Annotated in this window: 21 protein-coding genes; 12 read left to right on the plus strand and 9 right to left on the minus strand. The window is 68.9% G+C overall.

Features of this window, described 5'->3' with window-relative positions; all coding sequences use genetic code 11:
* Position 1 precedes the first annotated feature (1 nt).
* The 5 genes from QT382_RS16235 to QT382_RS16255 form a co-directional block, all read right to left on the minus strand.
* Complete coding sequence (locus QT382_RS16235; RefSeq protein ID WP_289255133.1) at positions 2 to 2,281, minus strand: methyl-accepting chemotaxis protein; 2,280 nt, start codon at positions 2,279 to 2,281, stop codon at positions 2 to 4.
* Between the two features lie 45 nt (positions 2,282 to 2,326).
* Positions 2,327 to 2,848 carry a chemotaxis protein CheW gene (locus QT382_RS16240; protein ID WP_289255134.1) on the minus strand — a complete coding sequence of 174 codons (522 nt, stop codon included), beginning with the start codon at positions 2,846 to 2,848 and terminating at the stop codon, positions 2,327 to 2,329.
* Between the two features lie 5 nt (positions 2,849 to 2,853).
* A complete protein-coding gene (locus tag QT382_RS16245; protein WP_289255135.1) occupies positions 2,854 to 3,219 on the minus strand; it encodes a response regulator in 366 nt (121 codons plus the stop codon).
* 28 nt (positions 3,220 to 3,247) lie between these two features.
* Positions 3,248 to 3,649 (minus strand): response regulator, encoded by a 402-nt coding sequence (locus QT382_RS16250; protein ID WP_289255136.1) that lies wholly within the window; start codon positions 3,647 to 3,649, stop codon positions 3,248 to 3,250.
* Positions 3,650 to 3,715: 66 nt separating this feature from the next.
* Positions 3,716 to 3,868, minus strand: a complete 153-nt coding sequence (locus QT382_RS16255; protein WP_133604594.1) for a rubredoxin — start codon at positions 3,866 to 3,868, stop codon at positions 3,716 to 3,718.
* A gap of 203 nt (positions 3,869 to 4,071) precedes the next feature.
* Between QT382_RS16255 and thiD the strand changes: the two genes are divergently transcribed.
* From thiD to QT382_RS16280, 5 genes are read left to right on the plus strand one after another with little or no spacing between them, the layout of a single operon-like run.
* Positions 4,072 to 5,061: a bifunctional hydroxymethylpyrimidine kinase/phosphomethylpyrimidine kinase gene (gene thiD / locus QT382_RS16260; RefSeq protein WP_289255137.1), complete on the plus strand. Its 990-nt coding sequence runs from the start codon at positions 4,072 to 4,074 to the stop codon at positions 5,059 to 5,061.
* A 14-nt stretch (positions 5,062 to 5,075) separates the two neighbouring features.
* Positions 5,076 to 6,359: a glutamate-1-semialdehyde 2,1-aminomutase gene (gene hemL / locus QT382_RS16265; RefSeq protein WP_289255138.1), complete on the plus strand. Its 1,284-nt coding sequence runs from the start codon at positions 5,076 to 5,078 to the stop codon at positions 6,357 to 6,359.
* Positions 6,356 to 7,027 (plus strand): HAD family hydrolase, encoded by a 672-nt coding sequence (locus QT382_RS16270; protein ID WP_289255139.1) that lies wholly within the window; start codon positions 6,356 to 6,358, stop codon positions 7,025 to 7,027. The genes hemL and QT382_RS16270 overlap by 4 nt, the downstream gene beginning before the upstream one ends.
* 5 nt (positions 7,028 to 7,032) lie before the next feature.
* Positions 7,033 to 8,406 (plus strand): UDP-N-acetylmuramate:L-alanyl-gamma-D-glutamyl-meso-diaminopimelate ligase, encoded by a 1,374-nt coding sequence (gene mpl, locus QT382_RS16275; RefSeq protein WP_289255140.1) that lies wholly within the window; start codon positions 7,033 to 7,035, stop codon positions 8,404 to 8,406.
* Positions 8,407 to 8,413: 7 nt separating this feature from the next.
* Positions 8,414 to 8,956: a GNAT family N-acetyltransferase gene (locus tag QT382_RS16280; RefSeq protein WP_289255141.1), complete on the plus strand. Its 543-nt coding sequence runs from the start codon at positions 8,414 to 8,416 to the stop codon at positions 8,954 to 8,956.
* 622 nt (positions 8,957 to 9,578) lie between these two features.
* Here QT382_RS16280 and QT382_RS16285 read toward each other — a convergent pair.
* Positions 9,579 to 12,320, minus strand: coding sequence for a zinc-dependent metalloprotease (locus QT382_RS16285; RefSeq protein WP_289255142.1), 2,742 nt, complete (start codon positions 12,318 to 12,320; stop codon positions 9,579 to 9,581).
* 134 nt (positions 12,321 to 12,454) lie between these two features.
* Here QT382_RS16285 and QT382_RS16290 point away from each other — a divergent pair, with 134 nt between their 5' ends.
* Both QT382_RS16290 and fabG read left to right on the plus strand, forming a co-directional pair.
* Entirely contained in the window at positions 12,455 to 13,036 is a 582-nt protein-coding gene (locus tag QT382_RS16290; protein ID WP_289255143.1) for a YqiA/YcfP family alpha/beta fold hydrolase, read from the plus strand.
* Positions 13,033 to 13,773 (plus strand): 3-oxoacyl-ACP reductase FabG, encoded by a 741-nt coding sequence (gene fabG / locus QT382_RS16295; RefSeq protein ID WP_289255144.1) that lies wholly within the window; start codon positions 13,033 to 13,035, stop codon positions 13,771 to 13,773. The genes QT382_RS16290 and fabG overlap by 4 nt, the downstream gene beginning before the upstream one ends.
* On the opposite strand, the gene QT382_RS16300 is transcribed toward fabG, so the two are convergent.
* From QT382_RS16300 to QT382_RS16310, 3 genes are all read right to left on the minus strand, one after another.
* Positions 13,730 to 15,379 (minus strand): phosphoethanolamine transferase, encoded by a 1,650-nt coding sequence (locus tag QT382_RS16300; RefSeq protein WP_289255145.1) that lies wholly within the window; start codon positions 15,377 to 15,379, stop codon positions 13,730 to 13,732. The genes fabG and QT382_RS16300 overlap by 44 nt on opposite strands.
* A 94-nt stretch (positions 15,380 to 15,473) precedes the next feature.
* Complete coding sequence (locus tag QT382_RS16305; RefSeq protein ID WP_289255146.1) at positions 15,474 to 18,101, minus strand: serine/threonine-protein kinase; 2,628 nt, start codon at positions 18,099 to 18,101, stop codon at positions 15,474 to 15,476.
* A gap of 56 nt (positions 18,102 to 18,157) precedes the next feature.
* Positions 18,158 to 19,210, minus strand: a complete 1,053-nt coding sequence (locus QT382_RS16310) for a hypothetical protein (RefSeq protein WP_289255147.1) — start codon at positions 19,208 to 19,210, stop codon at positions 18,158 to 18,160.
* Between the two features lie 72 nt (positions 19,211 to 19,282).
* Between QT382_RS16310 and QT382_RS16315 the strand changes: the two genes are divergently transcribed.
* The 5 genes from QT382_RS16315 (at position 19,283) to aroE (ending at position 24,282) form a co-directional block, all read left to right on the plus strand.
* A complete protein-coding gene (locus QT382_RS16315; RefSeq protein WP_289255148.1) occupies positions 19,283 to 19,819 on the plus strand; it encodes an ECF-type sigma factor in 537 nt (178 codons plus the stop codon).
* A gap of 94 nt (positions 19,820 to 19,913) precedes the next feature.
* Positions 19,914 to 20,504 (plus strand): PEP-CTERM sorting domain-containing protein, encoded by a 591-nt coding sequence (locus QT382_RS16320; protein WP_289255149.1) that lies wholly within the window; start codon positions 19,914 to 19,916, stop codon positions 20,502 to 20,504.
* A gap of 49 nt (positions 20,505 to 20,553) precedes the next feature.
* Positions 20,554 to 22,584 (plus strand): ribonuclease catalytic domain-containing protein, encoded by a 2,031-nt coding sequence (locus QT382_RS16325; RefSeq protein WP_289255150.1) that lies wholly within the window; start codon positions 20,554 to 20,556, stop codon positions 22,582 to 22,584.
* A gap of 2 nt (positions 22,585 to 22,586) precedes the next feature.
* Positions 22,587 to 23,441 (plus strand): cell envelope integrity TolA family protein, encoded by an 855-nt coding sequence (locus QT382_RS16330; protein WP_289255151.1) that lies wholly within the window; start codon positions 22,587 to 22,589, stop codon positions 23,439 to 23,441.
* A gap of 10 nt (positions 23,442 to 23,451) precedes the next feature.
* Positions 23,452 to 24,282 carry a shikimate dehydrogenase gene (gene aroE / locus QT382_RS16335; RefSeq protein ID WP_289255152.1) on the plus strand — a complete coding sequence of 277 codons (831 nt, stop codon included), beginning with the start codon at positions 23,452 to 23,454 and terminating at the stop codon, positions 24,280 to 24,282.
* Positions 24,283 to 24,292 lie beyond the last annotated feature (10 nt).

The following is a 24,292-nucleotide window of genomic DNA, read 5'->3' on the forward strand; positions in this document are numbered from 1 at the left end:
ATCAGCCGACCTTGAAACGGGACACCGACTGGCGCAGCGCCTCGGCGGATCGGGACAGCTCATGCACCATCGATGCCGTCGAGCGCGTGCCTTCGCCGGTCTGCTCGGTCACCGCAAAGATGTGCTGGATGTTCTCGGCCACCTCGTTGGCCGAACGGGCCTCGCCCTGAGCCTGGCTCGAGATCTGGGCGATCAGCTCGTCCAGACGGCGCGACACGTTGTCGATGTCTTCCAGTGCATTACCGGCCGCGTCGGACAGCTTGGTACCTTCCACCACACCGACCGTGGACCGCTCCATGGCGGCCACCGCATCGTGGGTGTCGGTCTGAATGGTCTTGACCAGGGCAGCGATTCGCCGCGTGGCGTCGCCCGAGCGTTCGGCCAGACGCTGCACTTCCTCCGCCACCACCGAGAAGCCGCGGCCGGCTTCACCGGCGGACGCGGCCTGGATGGCGGCGTTCAGGGCCAGCACGTTGGTCTGCTCGGTAATGTCCGAGATCAGCTCGGTGATCTCGCCGATTTCCTGCGAGCTCTCGCCCAGGCGCTTAATGCGCTTGGAGGTTTCCTGGATGTGGTCGCGGATCTGGTTCATACCGGCGATGTTGTTCTGCATCGCCTGCAGGCCCTGCTCGGCGGCTTCACGCGACTGGCGTGCCACCTGGGACACGTGCTGGGCCTGGCCCGACACGTCGTTGATTCGGCCCGCCATCTGCAGCACGGCCTCGCCGGTGGCGCGGATCTCGTGCAGCTGTTCGGTCGAGGCGGCCAGCAGCTCGGTCGAGGTCTGGTCCACCTGGCTGGTGGTCTCGGTCACGCGGGCGGCCGTGCCCTGCACCTGGGTCACCAGGTTGCGCAGCTCTTCCACCGTGTAGTTCACCGAGTCGGCGATGGCACCGGTGATGTCTTCCGTCACCGTGGCCTGCTGCGTCAGGTCGCCTTCAGCGACCGCCTGCAGTTCGTTCATCAAGCGAAGAATGGCGGCCTGGTTGGCGTCGTTGACGCGCTTGGCCTCCTGCTCCTGGGCCTCGGCCTCGCGCTTCTGCTCCTCGGCCATGGCGGCACGGGCCTTCTGGTCGGCGATGTAGAGGCGCAGAAAACCGAGGGCACCGACCACCAGGGCGGTCAGCGAACCCAGCAAGAGGGCCAGGTGCCACAGCTTGACGCCGCCGCTGGACTCGATCTGCTGGGCGATGCCGTCCAGGCCTTTGCGCAGCGGTTCGCTGTCGGCCAGGATGGCGGTCTGCGCATCGCGCGCCGACACCAGGCCCTGCAGGTTGGACAGGATGGCCGCGGCCTGCACTCGCGTGTCTTCGTACTGCTTCAGCAACGTGTTCAAGCGCTCCTTCAGCTGGCCGTCGCGGGCGCCGGGCAGGCGCAGCGAGGGGCTGCCCTGGATCAGGCCCTGGGTGATCTCGCGGAACGAGTTCAAGTCCTTGCCAAGCAGGAACACGGCCTCGGGGCTGACACCCTCAGGCGTCAGGAATTCGTTGGCGCTCTTGCCGATGCGCTGGGTCAGCATCACCAGCTGGCCGACGGCCGAGATCTCGGCCGGCGAGGCACCCGCCTGCAGGGCCTGCGAGGCGGCGGCCTCGGCACTTTCCAGCAGGTCGGAGGACTGGCGGTTGATCGCGCGCAGCGCCGTGCCCACCTGGGTCAGCACCTTCTCCTGGTCGATCACCAGGCGGCCGCTCTTCTCGGCGCGGGTGACCAGGGGCTTGAGCTTTTCGAGGTCCAGCTGGACCGAGTAGGGCGCGGCGGAAATATCGCCCTCGCCGTTCTGCAGGCCGTTGACCACGCTGCTGATGGTCTGCACCGACTCGCGCAGCTCGGCGAAGGCGCCGGGACTGCCGATGATGGCCGACGAAACGGCCTTGGCCAGGCGTTGCGACTGCATCATGGCCTGGCCGGTGGCGCGCACCTGGGTGGCCGTGCGGTTGCCGCTGACCACGATGGCCGTCACGCCGGCCGTCGTGCCTATCAGGCCCAGGGCCACGGCCGCGGTCAGGATGCGCTGGCGCCGGCTGTTGTCCTGCTTGGGGCGCTCGGCCGGATCGGCCATGGTTGAGTCCACGGCCGAGGTGGTGGCAAAGGTGCCGGTCTCGTTGAACTCCGGCGGCAGCTGCTGCTCGGACGGCACGGCCTCCGAGATGATCGACGACTCGGAGCGGGACCCACTGTCCAGCGGCATCGCACCCGAGGGGCTGAGCGTGTGCAGCTCATCGCCCTGGTCGGCCTGCTGGTCGGCCTTGCCGAGGTTCTTGATCTTGTCCAGAAAGCTCATCACACCCTCTTGTTCAGCTTGGCGACTCGTTTCCCGAGCCGCCGTTCAGACCACGATTCGTACGAAGCGCTCGTTTCTTGCCAGCGCCTCCAGATCCAGCACCTGCCAGCGCCGCCCTTCGGCGTCGCGCATCAGGGCACCGGCATAGCGCGGACGCTGGGCCGGCAGCTCGCCGCCGTCCGGCTGCAGCTGCTCGTTGCCGCGCAGGCCCAGCAGGCGGTCCACCTGCAGGGCGCAATTCATGTGCAGGTCGGGGTTCAGTGTCACCAGGCGGCTGCCGCTGCCGGCCTGGCCGGCGGGCCTGAGACCCAGGAAGGCCGCCAGGTCGACGATGGTGAACAGCCCGCCGCGCAGATTGGCCACGCCGGCCAGCCAGGGCTCGGAATAGGCCACCTGCTTGAGCGGCACCGGCGTGAAGATCTCGGCCGCTTGGCCCAGCGAGAACAGCAGACCCACGCCCGCCACCTCGACGGCCAGCCAGCTGGCGGCGGTCGCCTGCTCGCGCGCCGCCTGCATGCGCTCGGCGAGCCGGTGCTGGAGTTCCCTCAGCGCTTCCTTGTTCGCCACGGTGCTCAGCCCAGGGCCTTGATCTTGGCGAGGAGTTCCTCCGCCTTGACCGGCTTGACCACGTAATCACGGGCGCCCTGGCGGGTGGCCCAGACCCTGTCTGTCTCCTGGTTCTTGCTGGTGCACATGATCACCGGCACATCGGCGAAGCGCTCGTCGCGGGTGATGGAACGGGTCAGCTGGAAGCCGTTCTGGCCGGGCATCACCACGTCCATCAGGATCAGGTCGGGCTTGTCCTCGGCGAGCCGGGCCATGGCTTCCTCGCCGTTCTCGGCGGTGCGCACGCTGAAGCCGCGCTTGAGCAGCATCTCGCTCAGGTGGTGCAGCTCGGTCTTGGAATCGTCGACGAGCAGAATCTTCTGGATGGGCATCGGGCTCTCCTCGGTCCTGCGGCGCGGCTCAGGCCGCAGGGCGGTGCTGCTGCACGGCCTGCAGCAGCTGGTCTTTGGTGAAGGGCTTGGTCAGGTAGTCCTGAGAGCCCACCATGCGGCCGCGCGCCTTGTCGAACAGGCCGTCCTTGCTGGACAGCATGATCACGGGCACGGTCGCGAAATGGGGGTTGCGCTTGATGATGGCGCAGGTCTGGTAGCCGTCCAGGCGCGGCATCAGGATGTCGCAGAACACCAGGTCGGGGTGGTAGTCGCTCAGCTTGGACAAGGCGTCAAAGCCGTCTTCGGCCAGCACGACCTCGTGGCCACCTTGCTTGAGAAAGATCTCGGCGCTGCGGCGAATCGTGTTGCTGTCGTCGATGACCAGCACTTTCACGCTGGCCGGCGCGCCTTCGGGAGCAGAGACATCCAAACTCGTTCTCCTCGACATGCTGCGGGCCGCGGCCCGGGAATGGGGCTCAGAATCGCCGCTCGGCGATCAGATGCGCACCATCTCGAAGTCTTCCTTGCGGGCGCCGCATTCGGGACAGGTCCAGTTCATGTCCACGTCGGCCCAGGCGGTACCCGGAGCAATGCCATGTTCGGGATCGCCGGCCGCCTCGTCATAGATCCAGCCGCAGATCAGGCACATCCAGGTACTCGGTTCGCTCACGATGGGTTCGTCACTCAGATCACTACAATGCCAAAGATTGTAGCCACGCCCATCCGGCCTCTTATAGAGAGAGAAAGCCCGCATGTGACGAGCTGTGAGGCCGTGCATTTTTACCGGCAGGCGTGGCGTTTTCGCCGCTTGCGGCCAGCTGCACTACAGTCAGGCAAAACCAGCGCCGCACCATGAGCAAATCCGAGATCCCCGCCGGCGCCGAAATCGCGCCGCAGGACGAGCAGGAACCGCAATCGCCGGCCTGCGTGATGTCCTTCAACGCCAGCGAACCCAGCGGAGCCAGCGGCCTCGCCGGCGACATCGCCACCATAGCTGCCATGGGCGCGCATTGCCTGCCCGTGGTCACGGCCGTGCTGCTGCGCGACACGGCCGAGGTGTTCGACCAGCATGTACTGGACAGCGACACCGTGGTCGAGCAGGCCCGCAGCATCCTCGAGGACGTGACCATCACGGCCTGGAAGGTCGGCTTCCTGGGCAGCGCCGAGGGCGTCAGCGCCGTGGCCGAGGTGCTCAGCGACTACCCCGACGTGCCCCTGGTGGCCTACATGCCCTCCATTTCCTGGCTGGACGAGGAACAGCAGCAGAGCTACCTGGACGCGTTCCGCGAGCTGGTGCTGCCGCAAACCTCGATCCTGGTCGGCAACCACAAGACCCTCAGCGACTTCCTGCTGCCCGACTGGGACAGCGAGCGCCCGGCCTCGGCCCGGGAGCTGGCCGTGGCGGCCGGCCAGCATGGCACGGCCGTGGTGCTGGTGACCGGCATCAGCCTGCCCAACCAGTTCATCGACAACGTGCTGGCCAGCCCGCAGGGGCCGATCACCGGCGAGAAATTCGAGCGCTTCGAGACCAGCTTCATTGGCGCTGGCGACACCCTGTCGGCCTCGCTGGCCTCGCTGCTGGCCGTGGGCGTCGAAGCCCATGAGGCGGTGGCCGAGGCCCTGGCCTTCCTGGATCAGTCGCTGGACGCCGGCTTCCGGCCCGGCATGGGCAATGTCGTGCCGGATCGCTTCTTCTGGGCCCTGCCGCCCGAGGGCGAGGACGCCGAGCAGCTGGCGGCCGAGAACCCGCTGGCCTTTGCGGCCGCCGAGACCGACGATGAAGAAGAAGAGGACGAGGCACCGGCCGAAGCACCGGCCCGCAGCCCTCGTCGAATGCACTAGAAGATCCCCTCCCCATGAGCAACCAGAGCCTGTTTGAACGCGCCCAGCGCGTCATCCCCGGCGGCGTCAACTCGCCGGTGCGCGCCTTTCGCGCCGTCGGCGGCACGCCGCGTTTCATCACCCGTGGCGAAGGCGCCTACATCGTCGATGCCGAGGGCAAGCGCTACATAGACTACATAGGCTCCTGGGGTCCGATGATCCTGGGCCACGGCCATCCGGCCGTGCTGGAAGCCGTGCTGTCGGCCGCCCGCGAGGGCTTCAGCTATGGCGCGCCGACCGAGCGCGAAATCGAGCTGGCCGAGGAAATCATCAAGCTGGTGCCCAGCATCGAGCAGGTGCGCCTGGTCAGCTCGGGCACCGAGGCGACCATGAGCGCGATCCGTCTGGCGCGCGGTGCCACCGGCCGCAGCAAGTTCATCAAGTTCGAGGGCTGCTACCACGGCCACACCGACTCGCTGCTGGTCAAGGCCGGCTCGGGCCTGGCCACCTTCGGCCACCCGACCAGCGCCGGCGTGCCGGCCGAAGTGGCCCAGCACACACTGGTGCTCGAGTACAACAACTTGCAGCAACTGGAAGAGGCCTTCCAGCTGCACGGCAGGGAACTGGCCTGCGTGATCATCGAGCCGATTGCCGGCAACATGAACTTCGTGCGCGCCGCCCTGCCCTTCATGAAGCGGCTGCGCGAGCTGTGCACCGAGCACGGCGCCCTGCTGGTGTTCGACGAGGTGATGACCGGCTTCCGCGTCGGCCTGCATTCGGCCCAGGGCCACTACGCCTCGCTGCTGCCCGGCTTCAAGCCCGATGTCTCGGTGTTCGGCAAGGTGATAGGCGGCGGCATGCCGCTGGCGGCCTTCGGCGCGAGCCGCGAGATCATGGCCAATCTGGCGCCGCTGGGCGGCGTCTACCAGGCCGGCACGCTGAGCGGCAACCCGGTCGCCACCGCCTGCGGCCTGGCCACGCTGCGCGAGATCCAGAAGCCCGGCTTCTTCGAATCGCTGTCCAGCAAGACGCAAACCCTGGTCGACGGCCTCAGGCAGGTGGCCGCGGACAACGGCGTGCCCTTCAGCGCCGACTGCCAGGGCGGCATGTTCGGCTTCTTCCTGATGGACCCGCTGCCGCAGAACTACCAGACGGTGATGACGACGGACAAGGAGCGCTTCAACCGCTTCTTCCACGCCATGCTGGACGCCGGCGTCTACCTGGCCCCGGCGCTGTACGAGGCGGGCTTCGTCTCGTCTGCCCACAGCGAGGCCGACATCGCCGCCACGCTGGCCGCCGCCCGCCAGGCCCTGAAGTGACCACCGCGCTGGACAACCGCCGCTTCGCCGCGGTGGTGTTCGACATGGACGGCCTGCTGCTCGATTCCGAGCGGCCCATCCGCGAGGTCTGGCTGCGCCTGGCCGCGGCCGACGGCATCGCCATGAGCGAGGCCGACTATGCCCTGACCGTGGGCCGCAACCGCCAGGACACGATACAGCTGGTGACCCAGCGCTTCGGCTCGGTGGCCGCGGCCGAGGCCATGTTCGAACGCGTCGACGCCGAGCTGGCGAAGCGCGAGGAACGCTTCGAGCTGATGCCCGGCGCCCTGGCCCTGCTGCAGGCCCTGGCCGAGCGCCGCGTGCCGCTGGCCCTGGCCTCCTCGACCCACCACGCCAAGGTGCTGGAGCGGCTCCGCGCCGCCGGCCTGATCGACTTCTTCGCGGCCATCCACGGCGGCGACCAGGTGCTGCGCGGCAAGCCGCATCCCGACCTGTTCCTGCTGGCGGCCCAGAGCCTGGGCCTGGCGCCCGAGAGCTGCCTGGTCTTCGAAGACTCGGCCTATGGCGCCCAGGGCGCGCTGGCCGCCGGCATGGGCGTGGGCCTGGTGCCCGACCTGAAGCAGCCTGATGCCGAGATCGCCGCACAATGCCTGGTGCTGGGCTCGCTGGACCAAGCCCTGCCCCGACTCCCTGCCTGGTTCGACTGACTGACATGCATATCCATATCCTCGGCATCTGCGGCACCTTCATGGGCGGCCTCGCCGCGCTGGCCCGCGAGGCCGGCCACCGCGTCACCGGCTGCGATGCCAACGTCTACCCGCCCATGTCCACCCAGCTGGAGCAGCTGGGCATAGAGCTGATCACCGGCTTCGGCGCCGAGCAGCTGGAGCTCAAGCCCGACCTGTTCGTGATCGGCAATGTGGTGACCCGCTCCAGCGAAGGCCGCTTCCCGCTGATGGAAGCCATCCTGGACCGCGGCCTGCCCTACACCAGCGGCCCGCAGTGGCTGGCCCAGAACCTCCTGCAGGGCCGCCATGTGCTGGCCGTGGCCGGCACCCATGGCAAGACCACGACCACCTCGATGCTGGCCTGGATCCTCGAACACGCCGGCCTGCAGCCGGGCTTCCTGGTCGGCGGCGTGCCGGAGAACTTCGGCGTCTCCGCAAGGCTCGGCGCTGGCGCGCCTTTCGTGATCGAAGCGGATGAGTACGACACTGCCTTCTTCGACAAGCGCAGCAAGTTCGTCCACTACCGGCCGCGCACCGCCATCCTGAACAACCTCGAGTTCGACCACGCCGACATCTTTGCCGACCTGGCCGCCATCGAGACCCAGTTCCACCACCTGGTCCGCACCGTGCCGGCGAGCGGCCGCATCGTCGTCAATGCCCGCGAGGAGTCGCTGCAGCGCGTGCTGAACCGCGGCTGCTGGAGCGAAGTGCAGCGCTTCGGCGCCCGCAAGGAAGAGCCCGGCGCCCTGCGTGCCCGCGGCGAGCCCCAGGCCTTCGACGTGCTGCGCGGCAGCCTGAAGGTCGCGCGGGTCGAATGGGAACTGGCCGGCGAGCACAACCAGCTGAACGCGCTGGCCGCCATTGCCGCGGCCGAGCACCTGGGCGTCACGCCCGAGCAGTCGGCCGCCGCGCTGCGCGAGTTCCGCAACGTCAAGCGCCGACTGGAGCTGCGCGGCGAGGCCGCGGGCGTCAAGGTCTACGACGACTTCGCCCATCACCCCACGGCCATACGCACCACGGTCAACGGCCTGCGCCGCCGCATCGAGCCGGCCGAGCGCATCCTGGCCGTGTTCGAGCCCCGCTCCAACACCATGAAGCTGGGCACGATGAAGGCGCAGCTGCCCTGGGCCCTGGAAGAGGCCGACCTGAGTTTCTGCAACCAGGATGGCCTGACTTGGGACGCCACCGAAGCCCTGCTGCCGTTGGGCGCGCAAGGCCTGGTCGGCGCCAATGCCGATGCCCTGGTGGCCATGGTCGTCAAGGCTGCCAAGCCCGGCGACCACATCCTGTGCATGAGCAATGGCGGCTTCGGTGGCATCCACCAGAAGCTGCTCGACGCGCTGAGCAAGAAAGGCTGAGCCCGCCATGATCCGTAGCAAACGAGTCGGCCTGCGCCACGCCACCGAAGCCGACCTGCCCTTGCTGATCCAGGCCTCGGCCGACCCGGCCGCGCGGGGCGACTTCCTGCCGGACCGCATGCGCAGCCCGGGCGATGTGGCCAAGCAGTTCGCCGAGAACGGCTTCTCGTCGGACGAGTACGAGATGCTGGTGATCTGTGATGAGCAAGGTCGCGTCATCGGCAACGTGGTGCATTTCCGCGCCCGCAGCCGCTACACCACGGCCCGCGAGATCGGTTGGACCATCTTCGATCCCGCGCTGCGCGGCCAGGGCTATGCCAGCGAGGCGGCCGGCCTGCTGGTCGACTACCTGTTCAACAACTTCCAGCAGGTCTACCGGCTGGAATGCACGGTCTCCGTGCTCAACCAGCCTTCGCGCGGCGTGGCCGAGAAGATCGGCTTCAAGCACGAGGCCCTGGCCCGCGGACTTCTGTACGTGAAGGGCCAGCCGGTGGATGCGCATACCTTCGGGCTGATCAGGCCGGATTGGGAAGCCAGGCGCGGCGGGTGAGGCGGTAGAGCACCTGGCGGTCTGCGGAGGCTGTGCGGGCTCAGCCGTGGCCAGGCTTGCCGGCGGGCCCGGAGGCGGCGGTCGGCCCAAGGGCCGACTCCCTTGCGATGCTCGGAGCCCGGGACGGGCGCGAAACTCACTACGCTCCCTTCGGTGCGCTCCGTTCAGACAGTCGCGCCCAGTCAGTTGAACGAGGCGCGCAAGCGCGCGTCCCGGACTCCTGTGCTTCTCAGCACCGCCAAAGGGCCCGCCGGCAAGCCAGGCCACAGCCGAGCGAACCGAAGTGGTCAGCTGAGACGCGCATGCCACGACGGTGCCAGAGGCCCGGCCCTGCCCACTCGGCGGCGCATGCGGGCAGCCGAGAGCGCAGCAGCCCGGGTCGGCGCGCGAATGCGCGCTTCAACTTCTGACTTGGCGCACCTTGTCTGAACGGAGCGCACCGAAGGGAGCGAAGTGAGTTGTGCGCCACGACCCGGGCTGCGAGCACCGAGGGCAGTCGGCCCTTGGGCCGACCTGCACGCCTGCGCCGCCGAGTGGGCAGGGCCGGGCCTCCCCGACGAACCATGAGCGCAAACAAAAAAGGCCCGCCGAAGCGGGCCTTCACATTTCCAACACCGAAAGATCAGCTGCGGCTCATCGTCGCCCGCAGTGCTTCCGTCAGGCCATTCAGGCTCTCGGCCAGATGGGCGCGGCTCTCGACCGACAGGCCGCCCTTGGCCACCGCCGCCCGCAGATCGCTCTGCAGTTGCGTGGCATGCAGGCGCATCAGGCTCAAGGCGTCCGGCGGCAGCGTGGCCGAGCCGCGCGTCAGCAGGGTCTGCACGCGGCGCAGATGCTCGCGCTGCAGGTTGCGGCGCATGCGCTCGATCTCGGCACCGCTCTTGAGCTCGGACCAGACCGAGTTCTGCAGCGTGCTGTAGACCTCGCTCAGCGAGATCAGTCCGCGGCGCTTGGCTTCGGGCACATAGCCGGGCAGGTCCAGCAGGCGCGTGGCCGTGTTGGCGGTCAGCAGACGGTCCATGGCGCCGGCCTGGATGCGGGCCACGGCAGCCGGGATGTTCAGCGGCACGCCGCGGTCACCCTCGTTGTAGTCCAGCGTCAGCGAGGACAGGAACTCGGGGCGGAACTTGAACGAATCCACGCTGAACAGGCTGCTGCCCAGGAACTGCAGGGCTTCGCGCTGCTTGGCCGGATCGACCGGCGTGAAGCTGGCGCGGCCGGTGCTGCCGGGCAGGTCGCGCACGGCGTGCATGCCGCCGACATACTTGCCCACCAGGTCCGCTGCGCGGGCCAGTTGCGAGAAGCCGGACATCAGCGAACGGCGCTGGCGCAGCGGGTCGTCGCCGGCCTGCGGCTTGCGGTCCTGCACGCGCGCCCACAGCTCCTGCGAGAGCTTGAAGCGCTTCTTGTAGTAGGCCAGCGGGTCGTCGCCCAGGTCGAAGCGGTTGGCCAGCGGATCCATGCCGTCGTACATGCCGAAGCCGCCGGCGTCCTGGTCGTCGGCATAGGCCAGCTGCGGCTCGGTGCTGCGGCCGGCAATCTTGGCCAGCTCGGCGGCTTCCTGGGCCTTGTCGATGGGCTTGTAGGCGTACTCGATGGCCCAGTAGTCGTAGGGACCCAGCGTGTGCGGGTTGTAGGCGGCCTGGCCTTCGCCCTTGAGCGCGAGGTTGACGGCGTTGTAGTCCATCACCGAACCCGAGATCGGGTTCTTGTCGGTCCAGGCCTTGTCCTTCAGCTGCGCCTGCGTGACCGTGGTCGAGGCCTTGAAGTTGTGCTTGAGGCCCAGCGTGTGGCCGACCTCATGCATGATCGTGTCCTTGATCACGGCCTGCACATAGGCCTCGGCCTCGGGGCTGTCCGGGGCGATCTCGCCTCGGGATTCCAGCACGTCCAGTGCAAAGCTCATGTCGGCGGCGGCCTCATGGGCATAACTGCAGTGGGCATGGTCGTGGCGGCCCAGCGGGCCGTTCGCCATTTCCTGCGCGGGGCGGCCGATGTCCTCGACGAAGGTCCGGCGCGAGCCGCGCGAGAACACGTCGCTCATGCCGATGTCGGCATCGAGGATTTCGCCGGTGCGCGGGTCGACATTGCTCGGGCCAATGGCGAAGCCCACGTCGGCGCCGACGAACCAGCGGATCGAGGCGTGGCCGGCGTCCATGTTGTCCCAGTCGGCGTCGTCCGGCTGCTGCTTGGCGAGCACGGCGTTCTTGAAGCCGATCTTCTCGAAGGCCTTGTTCCACTCCAGGATGCCGGCCTCGACCGAGGCGCGGTAGCGGGTCGGGATGTTCTTGTCCATCCAGTAGACGATGGGCTTGACCGGCTCCGACAGCGCGGCCGCCGGGTCCTTCTTCTCCAGGCGCCAGCGGTGGATGTAGTGGACGCGGTTGGCGGCCTTCATGTCGCCGCCCAGGTCGGTGAAGCTCTCGCTGAAATGGCCCAGGCGCGGGTCGGCCGCACGCGTCGCCATCAGCTGCTCGGGCAGGGCCGCGAAGCTGTAGACGAAGCTGACGAACATGCTGCGCGGATCCGGCGTGGCGCGCGGCGGCGTGGGCGTGGGAATGGGCGAAGGCACCAGCGGCGGCGCCGGGATGCGCGCTGTGGCGAAGTGCATGCGCGTGGTCAGCGTCGAGAGCTCCTTCTCGGCGCGGGTGCTTTCGAACGAGGAGTTGGCACGGTCCAGCGCGAACGGCAGGCGGTAGGCCATCTCCAGGTTGGTGGAATAGGCGGCGATGTCGCTGAACAGGAAGCCGGCATCGATCAGCACCGACTTGCGCTCGGGATGCTCGGCGCTGGCCACGGCGGCCGAGGCGATCAGGCTGGGCGAGAAGGCCTGCTCGATGGCGCGGGCCGAACCCTGGTCGGCCACGGCGCGGAACTTGGTGTTGGGTGCGATCAGCTGGATCTGGTTGCCGACGCGGCGGAACTCGATCATCCAGTCGTTGCCCATCTGGCTGGCGTAGAGGCCGCGCTCGCCGACGGCATTGGCGATGTTGACCGTGAACAGCACCGGCTTGCCCAGCATGGCCTTGGGCACTTCGAGCCAGACCTTGTCGTCCTTGCGCCAGATCGGGAACAGGCCGTCCTGCTGCTTGGCGTCCTTGATGACGTCGGCAAAGGGCTTGGGCGCGGTCGGGTCGGCGGGCGGACGGGCGGCAGCGGCCGGTGCGGCCGCGGGGGCAGCGCCCGAGGCCGGCTTGGCGGCGGCCACGGCGGCGGCCGGGGTCGATGCAGCGGCAGCCGGTGCAGCGGCGGCAGCGGCTGGCGCTGCCGATTCAGAGGTGGCGGCGCAGGCGCCGAGCAGGGCCACGGCGGCGGCCACGGCCGACAGGTTCAGCACGCGGCGCGAAGAAGTCGAAAGCTCCATCGAGGAATCCTTTTGATCGGGATCGAAACAAAAAAACGAAGCCGCAACTCTCGCCGTGACCAGGGCCGCCGTCAATCGAGGACAACGCGGTCCGCGTCCCGCATTCCGGCTTTCGTCGCATAGACTCGCCGGCGATGTCCAGCACCCATCTGCTCTACCTGCACGGCTTCCGTTCCTCGCCGGCCTCGGCCAAGGCGCTGCGCATGGCGCGCTGGGTCAAGGAGCAGCGCCCGGACCTGGTGTTCGCCGCCCCTCAGCTGCCGCCCTCGCCCCGCGAAGCCATGGCCCGGGTGGCCGCGCTGACCGGCGACTGGCCGGCCGCGACCATGGCCGTGATGGGCAGCTCGCTGGGCGGCTTCTATGCCACCTTTGTCGCCCAGCAGCGCGGCTGCCGCGCCGTGCTCTTGAACCCGGCCGTCGATCCGGCCCGCGACCTGGCCGCCTACATAGGCGAGCAGACCTGCTGGCAGAACCCCGACGAGCATTTCTTCTTCCGCGCCGAATTCGTCGACGAGCTGCGCCAGCTGGCCGTCGGACCGCTGGCCCATCCCGAGCGCCTCATGGCCGTGATCGCCAAGGGCGACGAGGTGCTGGACTGGCACGAGATGCACGCCCGCTACGCCCAGTGCCGCATCAAGCTGCTGGAAGGCAGCGACCATGGGCTCTCGGACTTCGACGACTACCTCAACGAACTGACGGACTTTCTACAGCTATGAGACTCCAGAACAAGGTCTGCATCATCACCGGCGCCGCCCAGGGCATTGGCCTGGCCACCGCGCTGAAGTTCGCCCAGGAGGGTGCCAGCGTGGTCGTCTGCGACCTGCGTCCCGAGGGCGTGGAAGCCGCGGTCGAGGCCTGCCAGAAGCTGGGCGCCACCGCCCAGGGCCACACGGTCGACGTGACCGACCGGGTGTCGGTGGACCTGATGGTCGCCGCCGTGCTGGAGGAGTTCGGCCGCATCGACGTGCTGGTCAACAACGCCGGCATCACCAAGGACGCGCGGCTGCAGAAGATGACGCTGGCCCAGTTCGACGCGGTGATCGACGTCAACCTGCGCGGCGTCTTCCACTGCGCCCAGGCCGTGGCCGACACCATGGTGGCTCAAGGAGCCGGCGTGATCCTCAATGCCTCGTCCGTGGTTGGCATCTACGGCAACTTCGGCCAGACCAATTACGCCGCCGCCAAGTTCGGCGTGATCGGCTTCACCAAGACCTGGAGCCGCGAACTGGGGCCCAAGGGCGTGCGCGTCAATGCCGTGGCGCCGGGCTTCATAGAGACGCCCATCCTCGGCACCATCCCGCAGAAGGTGATCGACGAGATGCAGGCCCATGTGCCGCTGCGCCGGCTGGGCAAGCCGGAAGAGATCGCCAGCGTCTACGCCTTCCTGGCCAGCGACGAAGCCAGCTACGTCAACGGCGCGGTGCTGGAGGTGTCGGGCGGGATGACGGTCTGAGCGCCGGCCGGGCCGGGCAGACGGCCTCGTAGGTCGTCGCCGGGCTGCCCAGGAAGGCCTGCACCGGTCGCGGCCGCTCGACAAAGCCGGGCGACGCAAAGCTGCTGCCGGCGGCCTCGCCGCTCCAGCGCACGCCGGCCAGGTCCAGCGTGGTAGCGAACAGGTCCTGGTGGCTGATGCGCTTGTCGACATGGGCCCGCAGCGCGGCCACGGCCTCGCCGCGCTGCCGGCGGTAGGCCTCGTTGGACCAGATGATCAAGGGCACGTCCAGGTCCATGCAGCTGGGCACGGGCCGGCCGTGCATGAACAGCTTGCCGCCTTCGCCCTCGAACAAGGCCTCGCCATGGTCCGAGGTGTAGATCAGCAGGGCCGGGCCGGCTTGCGTGCGCAGTGAATCGATCAGGCGAGCCAGGAACTGATCCAGGGCGACCAGGGTGTTGTCGTAGGAATTGATCGTCTCCAGCCGGTGCGAGACCTGCGGCTGGCCCGAGATGCCTGCATCGGTCAGCGTGGGCCGGAACTGCCGGGCATCGGCCGCATAGCGGTCTTCGTAGGGGAAGTGGCTGCCCATCATGTGCAGCACCACGAACCGCCGGTCGCCACCCTGACGGACGAAGGATTCGAAGGGCGGCAGCAGGCTGATGTCCTTGCGGAAGTAGAGCTCGGCAGCGCTGGTGGAATGATCCAGCACGTCGGCCTGGCGGCTCAGGTCGGACACCTCCTGGTTGGAGAGCCAGGCGGTCTTGAAGCCGGCCTCGCGGAAGGTCTGCACCAGCGAGGCGCGGCCCTCAGGGGCCTCCCAGCTGACCAGGCGGGGCACGGCGCCGGCCGTCCATTGCGCGGTGGACACGGCGTCGCTGAACGAGACCAGCTCCTGCCTGCGACTGTCCAGGCGCGGCGTGGTGGGCCGGGCATAGCCGTTGAGGCTCAGGTGGTCGCGCCGGACGCTCTCGCCGATCACCAGGACCACCAGCATCGGTTCCGTGCTTTCGCTGCGGCCCTGCACGCTGGCCATGGCCCGGTCCTGCCGGTCGCGTTCCAGGCTGCGCTGCACCGACAGCACCAGGTTCAGCGGGAACACCAGGCTGGCCGCCTGGTTGTCGAACAGCGGCGGCAGCTTGACGTAATGCGCCAGGTCCTGGCGACCCAGCATCCCGACCATGGCATAGAGCAGCACGCCGGCCAGCGTGGCCCGGCGCCAGCGCCAGCGTGCCTCGGAACCCAGGCCGACGAGCAGCACCAGATAGACGACGACACAGGCCGGCACCCACAGCAGCATCCAGCCGAACGAGGCCACCATGGTCCAGGCGTCGCGCAGGCTGCTGTGCAGGGCCGCCGACACCAGCACGTCGCCCGGCACGCTGCGGTAGTAGGCGCACAGGAAGACATAGACCGGAATCAGCGGGATCAGCGGCAGCCACAGCAGGAAGTAGAGCTTGAGCCGCTGCAGCAGGCACAAAGGCACCGCCAGCACGAACAGGCTCAGGAGCAGCACGGCCAGCGATTCACCGAGGTCCAGGCCCTCGGCCAGCAGCGGCGTGGCCAGACCCGGCAGCCACAGCAAGAGGCCCAGCAGCAAGGCCCGGAGTCGATCGGCTGGTCTCATCGTGATGGCGGTGGCGACGGGGGCTTGGACGGGGTCCGCATGATAGCCACGGCACCCGGCCGCGTCGGCCGCGGCAGCGCCTACGGCGGACGGATCAGGCGCCGCCGCAGACCCGCGTCGCCAGCCGTTGCTCGTCGCGCGCCAGGGCCTGGGTCCGGGCTGCCTGGCGCAGGCCGGCGCAGGCCTCGCCGCGCCACCCGGCTTCGGCACCAGGCAGCTCGGCAAGCGAGCCGGTCAGGCGGCTGAGCACCACGCGCGCATCGCGATCCTGCGGCTGGCGCTGCACGAAGTCCTGCAACAAGGCCAGCTGTTCTCGGCCCAGCGCCAGGGCCCGGGCCGGCTGGCCGGTCTGGGCCAGCGCGCCCGCCAGGTCGGCCGTCAGCCAGCTGCGCCGCAGCAGGACCGACTTCCACATCGCCGGCGCCGCCTTGCCGGCATCGGGCTGGGGCGAGGCGGCCAGCGCGATCTCCAGCGGCTGCACCGCCGCTTCCGGCTTGCCCTGGGCCAGCAGGGCCCGCCCCAGGTGGGCGCCCAGCAGCTTGCGCGTCTGCACCCATTTACTCTGCGGCCCCTCGGTCTGGATGATGCTGTCCAGCAGCGCCAGACTGCGCCGGCTGCTGGCCTCGGCAGCCGAGGCGTCACCGCGCCGCCAGGCGGTGAAAGCCAGGTGCGACAGTTCCACCGCGAGGCTGCTCCGCGCGCCCAGGTTGTGCGACTCCTCCCTCAGCTCCGCCTCATGGTTCGCCACTGCCTTCTGTTCGAACTCGTATGCCTCGTCCAGCCGGCCCAGATTGACCAGGCTGCGCGAGCGGGCGCCGGCCAGCGTGCCCAGTTCGTGGACGATCTCGCGGTGGTGCTGCTCCGCCTCCATGGCCTCGAAGGCCGCGCTGGCCCGCTGGAACCATTCCAGGGCCACGGCCGGCTTGTTGAGACTGGGCCGGCCGCTGGCATCGTGGAACTGGCCGATGTAGAGCCAGGTCTGGGCCAGCGGCCCCTGGAGCTCACGCTCCTTGGGAAAGCGTTTGAGGCCGGTCTGCAGGATGTCCTCGCTTTGCCGGGCCAGGCCCAGGGCATCGTCCATGCGGCCATCGGCGCGCGCCTGCAAGGCCCGGATGATGTGCATGTTGGCGTAGCTCTGGATGAACTCGAGGTCGCCCTGCTTGGCCGGCCAGGCGCGGCGCGCATAGTCGATCGCGCGGCTGGCATTGCGCTCGGCCTCGCGGCCCTTGCCGAGGCTGAGGCCGGTGTCGTTGCCCTGGATCTCGGCAATGCTCTCGTAGACGATGGCCAGGTCGCCCAGCAGGTCCAGATCGCTCTCGGCCTGGGCCACCAGGGTTTCCAGGCTGTCCAAGGTGTCCCGCAGCATAGCCTCCTTGGCCTGCATGCCGCCAGGCAGGTTGCTCAAGGCCTGGCCCATGCGCCGCACCACGCCGCGGTTGAACTGCTTGACTGCGGCCAGCCGCGACTCGGCCAGTTCACGGGCATGCAGGGTCTCGCGCCATTGCCAGGCTGCGGCACTGCCACCCGCGAGCAGCCCGAACAGACCCACGACCAGAGCCGCCACGGCGGCACGGTGGCGGCGCATCAGCTTGCCGAGCACATAACGCCAGTCCTGGGCTCGCGCACTGACCGGCAGGCCGTCCAGCCAGGCGCGCAGGTCGTCATGCAGGGCCTGCACCGTGGGATAGCGCCGCGCCGGCTCTTTCTCCAGCGCCTTCATGACGATGTTGTCCAGGTCGCCGCGCAGCTCGGGGCGCTGCGCCACCAGGCTGGGTGGTTGGGGCTGCTCGTCGAGCACGGCGCGGGCCTGCTCGGCCGGGGTCGTGGCCTCGCGGCCGTAAGGGGACAAGCCGGCCAGCAGCTGGTAGAGCAGCACGCCCAGCGAATAGATGTCGGTGGCGGTGGAGACCGGCTCGCCGCGCACCTGCTCCGGGCTGGCATAGGCCGGGGTGAACGGCCGCTGGCCGTTCAGCGTCAAGGGTTCGGCCCCGGCTTCGAGGCGCATCTCCAGCGGATCCAGGGCCTTGGCGATGCCGAAGTCCAGCAGCTTGACCCGGCCCTCGCGATCCACCAGTGCATTGCCGGGCTTGAGGTCGCGATGCACCAGCAGCTGGCCATGGGCATGGGCCACGGCCTCACAGAGCTGCAGCATCAGGCCCACCCGTTCGCGCAGCGGCAGCGACCTGGCCGCCTGGTCCAGCGGCTGGCCTTGTATCCGCTCCATCACGAAGTAAGGCCGTCCGTCCTCGCTGAGGCCGGCATCGAACAGCTGGGCGATATGCGGGTGGTGCAAGCGCGCCAGCGCCTGCTGCTCCTGGGCGAAACGGCGCTGCACGGCGGCGCCGTCCAGGCCCTGGCGCAGGAGCTTGATTGCTGCCTCGCCTTCGAAGCGCCCGTCGACCCGGCGCGCCGCCCAGACCTCGCCCATGCCGCCCAGGCCGAGCAGCTCGGTCAGGGCCCAGCCACCCAGCCGCAGGCCGGGCCGGCCGCCGGGCGCCTGCGCCGGCAGCAGTGGATCGAGCAGCAGGCGGCCGGCTCCGGCATCGGTCTGCTGCGCGAGCAGCGACAACAGCTCGCCGCGCACCGCCGCGTCCAGCCCGGCCTGGTCGGCCAGTGCCGCCCTTTGCTCCGGCGGCAGGGCAAGCGCCTGCTCGAACAAACGGCGCAGCTCGGCCCATTGCTCGGGGCTCAGGGGCGAGGATCCGGTGGCGGCAGTGCTCACAGGGCGGTCCGTCAGGCGTGGGGGTGCATGGATTCTGCGGGTCGCCCAGCCGCCGACTACTTAGCGCTTGCCCGCATCGGCAGCGCTTCGGCCAGCATGCGGGCCACCAGCTTGAGGCCGGCCGCCATCTGCTCGGCATAGTCGTCGGCCGGCGTGACCTTGTAGCGGGCGCCCTTGCTGCCGCCGCCGGCCAGGGCCTTGAGGAAGCCGATGGCCGCCTCGCTGGTGCTCTCGCCCATGGCGGTGACGGACTTGGCGATGGGCTGCTCAAGATAGATGGTTCGCATCAGCGGCACCGGCACACCGCCCAGGGAAGTGAACATGTGCAGCTGGCTGGGGCTGTTGCCGGCCGGCTCGGTGGCAATGGCCAGGCCGACCTTGGCCTTGACGCCGGCATCGGCGCCGGCGCTGATGCGCTCGCCCAGGCCCATCTCCTGCAGCGAGGCGAAGTCCACGACCAGGATGATCTTGAGGAAGCCGACATCGGGGCCCAGGCGCTCGGCCCGCTTGATGTCGGACATGCCCATCATGAAGCGGCCCCCGTCGACGGTGCCGCTGCCGAAGGTCAGTACCTCGCCGCTCTTGCTGAAGAAGCCCGGCTCGCGCTGCGCGGCCCGCGGCGTGGCGGCGACCTGGGCGGCGAATTCGGCATCGGCCAGCATCTCTTCGTTGCTGAGCAGCTGATAGCCGCGCGCCGTCAGCAGCTCGCGCAGCTGGGCCTGCATGCCGTCGGTGAGCGCCTGGTAGACATCGGGGCCGGGTGCCTCCAGCTGGTACTGGACGCTGGCACGGGCCTCGCGGGTCTGGCCTATGCCGATGCTTCGCTTGGTCTGGGAGACGCTGTTGTCGGTGATGTAGCGCACTTCGAAGCTGCTGATGCCCAGGCGCGGCGGCGTCTTGTCGCGGAGGGTCAGCTGGGGCACGGGCTTCTGGGCCGTCTGGCTCATGGCCGCGGCGAAGTCGCTCTGCTCGGTCAGCACCAAGGGCTTCTCGGTGGGCTTGAGCAGGTCGAACAGGCCGGCATGGGCGGGAGTGGAGCCGATGGCCAGGGCCAGCGTCAGCAAAGTGGCTTGGGCCAGAATCCGGAAATCGGCGGCGAAGGCTTGCATGGGGTTCTCCAAACGGGGCTGTACTGGCCTACGCGGGAAAGGCCGGCCGCGCGGCTCACACAGGAGAAATGCTTGAGCGATAGGGCGCCAGTTCAACCGGCAGGCACGCAGACGCTGTTCGTCGAGCTCTATGCCGAGCTGCGTCGGCTGGCGCACGGGCGCTTGCGGCATGAGAGGCCGCAGCACACCTTGTCGGCCACGGCCCTGACCCACGAGGCCTATCTGCGCCTGGACGGCCAGAACAAGCCCTGGGAGAACCGCGAGCAGTTCATGGCCATCGCCGCCACGATGATGCGCCGTGTGCTGGTGGACCATGCCCTGGCCCGCCAGGCCGACAAGCGCAGCGCCGAGTTGGTGACCCTGAGCGCCGCCGAGCTGGAAGCCGCCACCGAGGCCGCGCCGGTCGAGGTGCTGGACCTGCATCGCGCGCTGGAACAGCTGGAGCAGCAGGACGTGCGGGCCGCCCGGGTGGTGGAGCTGCGCTACTTCGGCGGCCTGGAGCTGGAAGAGATCGCGGCGGTGATGGACATCTCGCTGGCCACGGTCAAGCGCGACTGGACGCTGGCGCGCAGCTGGCTGAAAAGCCGGCTCGGCAGCGGGTCCGGCTGATCGCTGAGCTGTTTGGCGGCGCTTTCCCGCGTAGACCCGTTGAGCCCGGTGACGGCCTTGGTCGGCCACCGCCCTTGACTCGACGGAGACCGCCATGCGCCTACTCGCCACCGCAGCCGCCCTGCTGCTGCTAGCCCTGCCCGCCCGGGCCTCGCTGCTGAACCAGCATTTCGACGCCCGCATCGACTACGCCGCCTACTACGGCTGGCAGCTCTATGACAGCGGCCTGCAGACCCGCAGCGGCACGGTCGGCGCCGGCTACGAGCTGGCCGGCGTGGGCTATGGCAGTGCGCCGCTGTACCTGAACATCGACCCGGCCAGCGGCCGCATCTTCATCGACATCTACACCGACAAATACGGCTACAGCTATGCGCCGCTGACCCTGGACCTCAAGTTCGACGACCTGGTCGGCGAGCGCTTCAGCGGCCTTGCCGTCAGCTACGACTCGGCCGCCTATGCCGATGCGGTGGCCAGCTTCACGGACAAGGCGTTGCATATCGAGCTGGCCGGTGCCTATCCCGGCTACTCCAGCGCGCTCTACCAGTTCGTCCTCGACTACCAGCTGAGCGCCCGCGAAGACGGCGGCGGCGTTGGCAGCAGCGTGCCGGAGCCGGGCTCGCTGGCCCTGACACTGGCCGGGCTGGCCGGCCTGGGCCTGTGGCGCCGCAGGATCGCCGGCCGCTGAGCGCTGAGCGGCCGGGCCGGGCGCGAGGATCGGCGACAATCGCCGACCTATGTTCGCCCTGTTCGATGAAGCCGGAAAATTCCTGGCCGGCCGCGTGATGTCCGAAGCAGAAAGCTCGATGCAGATCGAGCTGGAATCGGGCAAGCGCGTCAAAGTGAAGGCAGCCAATGTGCTGCTCAAGTTCGACAAGCCCAGCCCCGCCGAGCTGATCGCCGAGGGCCAGCGTCTGGCCCTGGAGATCGACCTGGACCTGGCCTGGGAGTTCGCCCCCGAATCCGAATTCGGCTTTGCCGACCTGGCGCGCGACTATTTCGACGCCAAGGCCAGCACCGCCCACCAGGTGGCGGCCTTGTTCCGGCTGTTCGAGGCACCGCACTACTTCCGCCGCGCCGGCAAGGGCCAGTTCAAGAAGGCGCCCGAGGACATCGTCAAGGCCGCCCTGCTCGGTATCGAGCGCAAGAAGCAGCAGGCCCTGCAGATCGAGGCCTGGGCCGAAGAGCTGGCCGGCGGCAGCTGTCCGGCCGCCATCAAGGAACAGATCTACAAGATCCTGTTCAAGCCGGACAAGAACGGCCCCGAGTACAAGGCCGTGGTCGAGGCCAGCAAGCGCTCGCACAAGGCGCCGCTGGACCTGCTCAAGGACGCCGGCGCGATCACCAGCGCCTACCAGTTCCACTGGAAGCGCTTCCTGTTCGAGAACTTCCCCAAGGGCACGGGCTTCCCGGCCCTCACGGCCCCCGAGATCAAGGACGAGCTGCCGCTGGCCGGCGTCGCCGCTTTCTCCATCGACGACTCGGCCACGACCGAGATCGACGATGCGCTGTCGGTCCAGGGCCTGGGCACGGGCACCGTGGTGTTCGGCGTCCATATCGCCGCGCCGGGCCTGGCAATACAGCCGGACTCGGCCGTGGACAAGGTGGCGCGCGACCGCTATTCCACCGTCTACATGCCGGGCTGGAAGCTGACCATGCTGCCGGACGAGGTGGTGCAGGCCTACACGCTGATCGAGGGCCGCGACTGCCCGGCAGTGTCGCTCTACGTCACCCTGGACGAAGCGACGCTGGCCGTGAAGGGCAGCGAGACCAGGCTGGAGCGCGTGCCCATCAAGAGCAATCTGCGCCACGACAAGCTGGACGGCGTGATCACCGAGGCCACGCTGAGCGGCGCCGAGCCGGCGAGCTACGAGTTTGCCGACGAGCTGGCCTTCACCTTCCGCCTGGCCAAGCATCTGAAGGCCCAGCGCGAAGTGGTGCGCGGCAAGCCCGAGACCTTCAACCGGCCCGACTACAACTTCCGCCTCGACAGCAACGGCGAGCGCGAGCCCGACGGCACGGAGCAGGTCACCATCTCGACCCGCGCCCGCGGCACGGCCCTGGACCTGATCGTGGCCGAGGCCATGATCCTGGCCAACTCGACCTGGGGCGGCTGGCTGAACGAGCTGGGCCTGCCCGGCATCTACCGCAGCCAGGCCAGCCTGGCGCCCGGCATCAAGGTGCGCATGGGCACCAAGGCCCTGCCGCACGCCGGCATGGGCGTGGCCCAGTACACCTGGGCCACCTCGCCGCTGCGCCGCTACGTGGACCTGGTCAACCAGTGGCAGATCATTGCCTGCGCCCGCCACGGCCGCACGGCCGCCCTGGTGGCGCCGTTCAAGCCCAAGGACGCGGCCCTGTTCTCCATCATCTCGGGCTTCGATGCCGCCTACTCGGCCTACAACGGCTACCAGTCGGCCATCGAGCGCTACTGGACCTTGCGCCACCTGGCGCAGAACGGCATCACCGAGCTGACGGCCACCGTGATGAAGGACGGCCTGGTGCGCGCCGACGCCCTGCCCCTGGTCTTCCGCGCCCTGGGCTGCGAAGGCCTGGACCGCGGCAGCCACGTCAAGGTCCGCATCACCGGCCTGGACGAGATGACGCTGGACGTCCATGCCTCGCTGGTCGAGCGCCTGGACGAGGCTGCTGGAGCAACTGGTGAAGAGGGCGAGGATGACGAAGCCGAGGTGAGCGGACCGCTGACCCTGGCCATCGACGTCAACGCCGAAGAATCACCAAGCACGACAGAAGGCAGCAGCGCCTGACGATGACGGCCAAGAAGCTCTCGACCCTGCACCTGGCCCTGCTGATTTCGGCAGCCGTGCATGCCGCGCTGCTGGCCCTGCGCATCGTCGATCCCGAGAGCTTCAACCGCATCTTCCAGGACACGCCGCTGGAGGTGGTCCTGGTCAACACCCAGGCCAACGAGGCGTCCGAGAAGCCCCAGGTGCTGGCCCAGGCCAACCTGGCCGGCGGTGGCAACACCGACGTGGGCCGCGCCACCTCGCCGCTGCCGCCCTCCAAGGTGCTGGAGATAGGCGAGGCCACGCAAGTCCAGCGCGCCCGCATCGATGACCTGCAGGTGCAACAGCAACAGCTGCTGGCCCAGCTGCGCCGCGACCTGGCCCTGCTGCCGGCGCCCGACCCCAAGCGCGACAAGGGCTCGGCTGAGGCCAGGGAGCAGGCCGAGAAGCGCCGCCAGCTGGTGCAGATCCTGGCCACCATAGAGAAGCGGGTGAACGAGGAAAACGCCCGGCCGCGCAAGCGCTACATCAGCCCGGCCACGCGCGAGGTGGTCTATGCCCAGTACTACGACGCCTTGCGCCGCCGCATCGAGGAGCGCGGCACCCGCGACTTCCCCGAGTTCCAGGGCCGCAAGCTCTATGGCGAGCTGACCATGAACATCCATGTGGACCAGCGCGGCCGGGTCATAGAAACCGACATCGTGTCCTCGTCCGGCAACGCCAACCTGGACCGGCGGGCCGAGGCCATCGTCAGCGCGGCCGCACCTTTCGGCAATTTCACCAATGCCATGCGGCGCGGCGCCGAGGTGCTGGTGATCACCTCGCGCTTCAAGTTCACCCGGGACGAAGGCCTGGAGACTTCGCTGTCGGGCCGCTAGGAAAGAACCCATGGATCGCTACGTCGTGGCCGGCAACCCGGTCGAACACAGCCAGTCTCCGCGCATCCACGCGGCCTTCGCAGCCCAGACCGGCCAGCTGCTGGACTACGGCCGACTGCTCTGCCCGCTCGAGGGCTTCGCCGCCACGCTGAAGCAGTTCGCCGCCGAGGGCGGCAAGGGCTGCAGCGTGACCGTGCCCTTCAAGTTCGAGGCCTTCGAGCTGGCGCCGCGGCGCAGCGAGCGCGCTCTGCTGGCCGGCGCGGCCAATACCTTGCGTTTCGACGCCGAGGGTTGGCTGGCCGACAACACCGACGGCATCGGCCTGCTGCGCGACATCGAGATCAATGCCAAGCGGCCGCTGGCCGGCAAGCGCGTGCTGCTGATAGGCGCGGGCGGCGCCTCGGCCGGCGTGCTGGGCCCGCTGCTGGCCGCGCGGCCGTCGGAACTGGTGCTGGCCAATCGCAGCGTGGACAAGGCCGAAGCCCTGGTCGCCTCGCATTCAAGCTGGGCTTCGATCCATGGCGTGCAGCTGAAGTCGGCTTCGCTGGCGGACTGCGGCCGCGGCTTTGACGTGATCATCAATGCCACGGCGGCCAGCCTGGCCGGCGCCGGTGTACCGGTCGGCCCCGATGTGCTGGTGCCCGGCGCCCTGGCGCTCGACATGATGTACGGCCCCAAGGCTCGGCCCTTCCTCGATTGGGCGGCAGCCCACGGCGCCGAGGGCCGCGACGGCCTGGGCATGCTGGTCGAGCAGGCGGGCGAAGCCTTCCAGCTGTGGCGGGGCGTGCGGCCCGAAACCGCTCCGGTGCTGGCGCAACTGCGCGCCGGACTGGGCGCCTGAGGCCGCCCCA

The sequence above is a fragment of the Pelomonas sp. SE-A7 genome, from assembly GCF_030345705.1.
Lineage (GTDB): Bacteria > Pseudomonadota > Gammaproteobacteria > Burkholderiales > Burkholderiaceae_C > JAUASW01.

What these genes read in the sequence shown, in the direction of transcription:
- hemL (WP_289255138.1), top strand. Translation starts at nt 5,076, where the DNA reads ATGAGCAACCAGAGCCTGTTTGAACGCGCCCAGCGCGTCATCCCCGGC.
- QT382_RS16285 (WP_289255142.1), bottom strand. Translation starts at nt 12,320, where the DNA reads ATGGAGCTTTCGACTTCTTCGCGCCGCGTGCTGAACCTGTCGGCCGTG.
- aroE (WP_289255152.1), top strand. Translation starts at nt 23,452, where the DNA reads ATGGATCGCTACGTCGTGGCCGGCAACCCGGTCGAACACAGCCAGTCT.
- QT382_RS16255 (WP_133604594.1), bottom strand. Translation starts at nt 3,868, where the DNA reads ATGTGCCTGATCTGCGGCTGGATCTATGACGAGGCGGCCGGCGATCCC.
- QT382_RS16310 (WP_289255147.1), bottom strand. Translation starts at nt 19,210, where the DNA reads ATGCAAGCCTTCGCCGCCGATTTCCGGATTCTGGCCCAAGCCACTTTG.
- QT382_RS16280 (WP_289255141.1), top strand. Translation starts at nt 8,414, where the DNA reads ATGATCCGTAGCAAACGAGTCGGCCTGCGCCACGCCACCGAAGCCGAC.
- QT382_RS16330 (WP_289255151.1), top strand. Translation starts at nt 22,587, where the DNA reads ATGACGGCCAAGAAGCTCTCGACCCTGCACCTGGCCCTGCTGATTTCG.
- QT382_RS16290 (WP_289255143.1), top strand. Translation starts at nt 12,455, where the DNA reads ATGTCCAGCACCCATCTGCTCTACCTGCACGGCTTCCGTTCCTCGCCG.
- fabG (WP_289255144.1), top strand. Translation starts at nt 13,033, where the DNA reads ATGAGACTCCAGAACAAGGTCTGCATCATCACCGGCGCCGCCCAGGGC.
- QT382_RS16325 (WP_289255150.1), top strand. Translation starts at nt 20,554, where the DNA reads ATGTTCGCCCTGTTCGATGAAGCCGGAAAATTCCTGGCCGGCCGCGTG.
- QT382_RS16235 (WP_289255133.1), bottom strand. Translation starts at nt 2,281, where the DNA reads ATGAGCTTTCTGGACAAGATCAAGAACCTCGGCAAGGCCGACCAGCAG.
- mpl (WP_289255140.1), top strand. Translation starts at nt 7,033, where the DNA reads ATGCATATCCATATCCTCGGCATCTGCGGCACCTTCATGGGCGGCCTC.
- QT382_RS16300 (WP_289255145.1), bottom strand. Translation starts at nt 15,379, where the DNA reads ATGAGACCAGCCGATCGACTCCGGGCCTTGCTGCTGGGCCTCTTGCTG.
- thiD (WP_289255137.1), top strand. Translation starts at nt 4,072, where the DNA reads ATGAGCAAATCCGAGATCCCCGCCGGCGCCGAAATCGCGCCGCAGGAC.
- QT382_RS16320 (WP_289255149.1), top strand. Translation starts at nt 19,914, where the DNA reads ATGCGCCTACTCGCCACCGCAGCCGCCCTGCTGCTGCTAGCCCTGCCC.
- QT382_RS16245 (WP_289255135.1), bottom strand. Translation starts at nt 3,219, where the DNA reads ATGCCCATCCAGAAGATTCTGCTCGTCGACGATTCCAAGACCGAGCTG.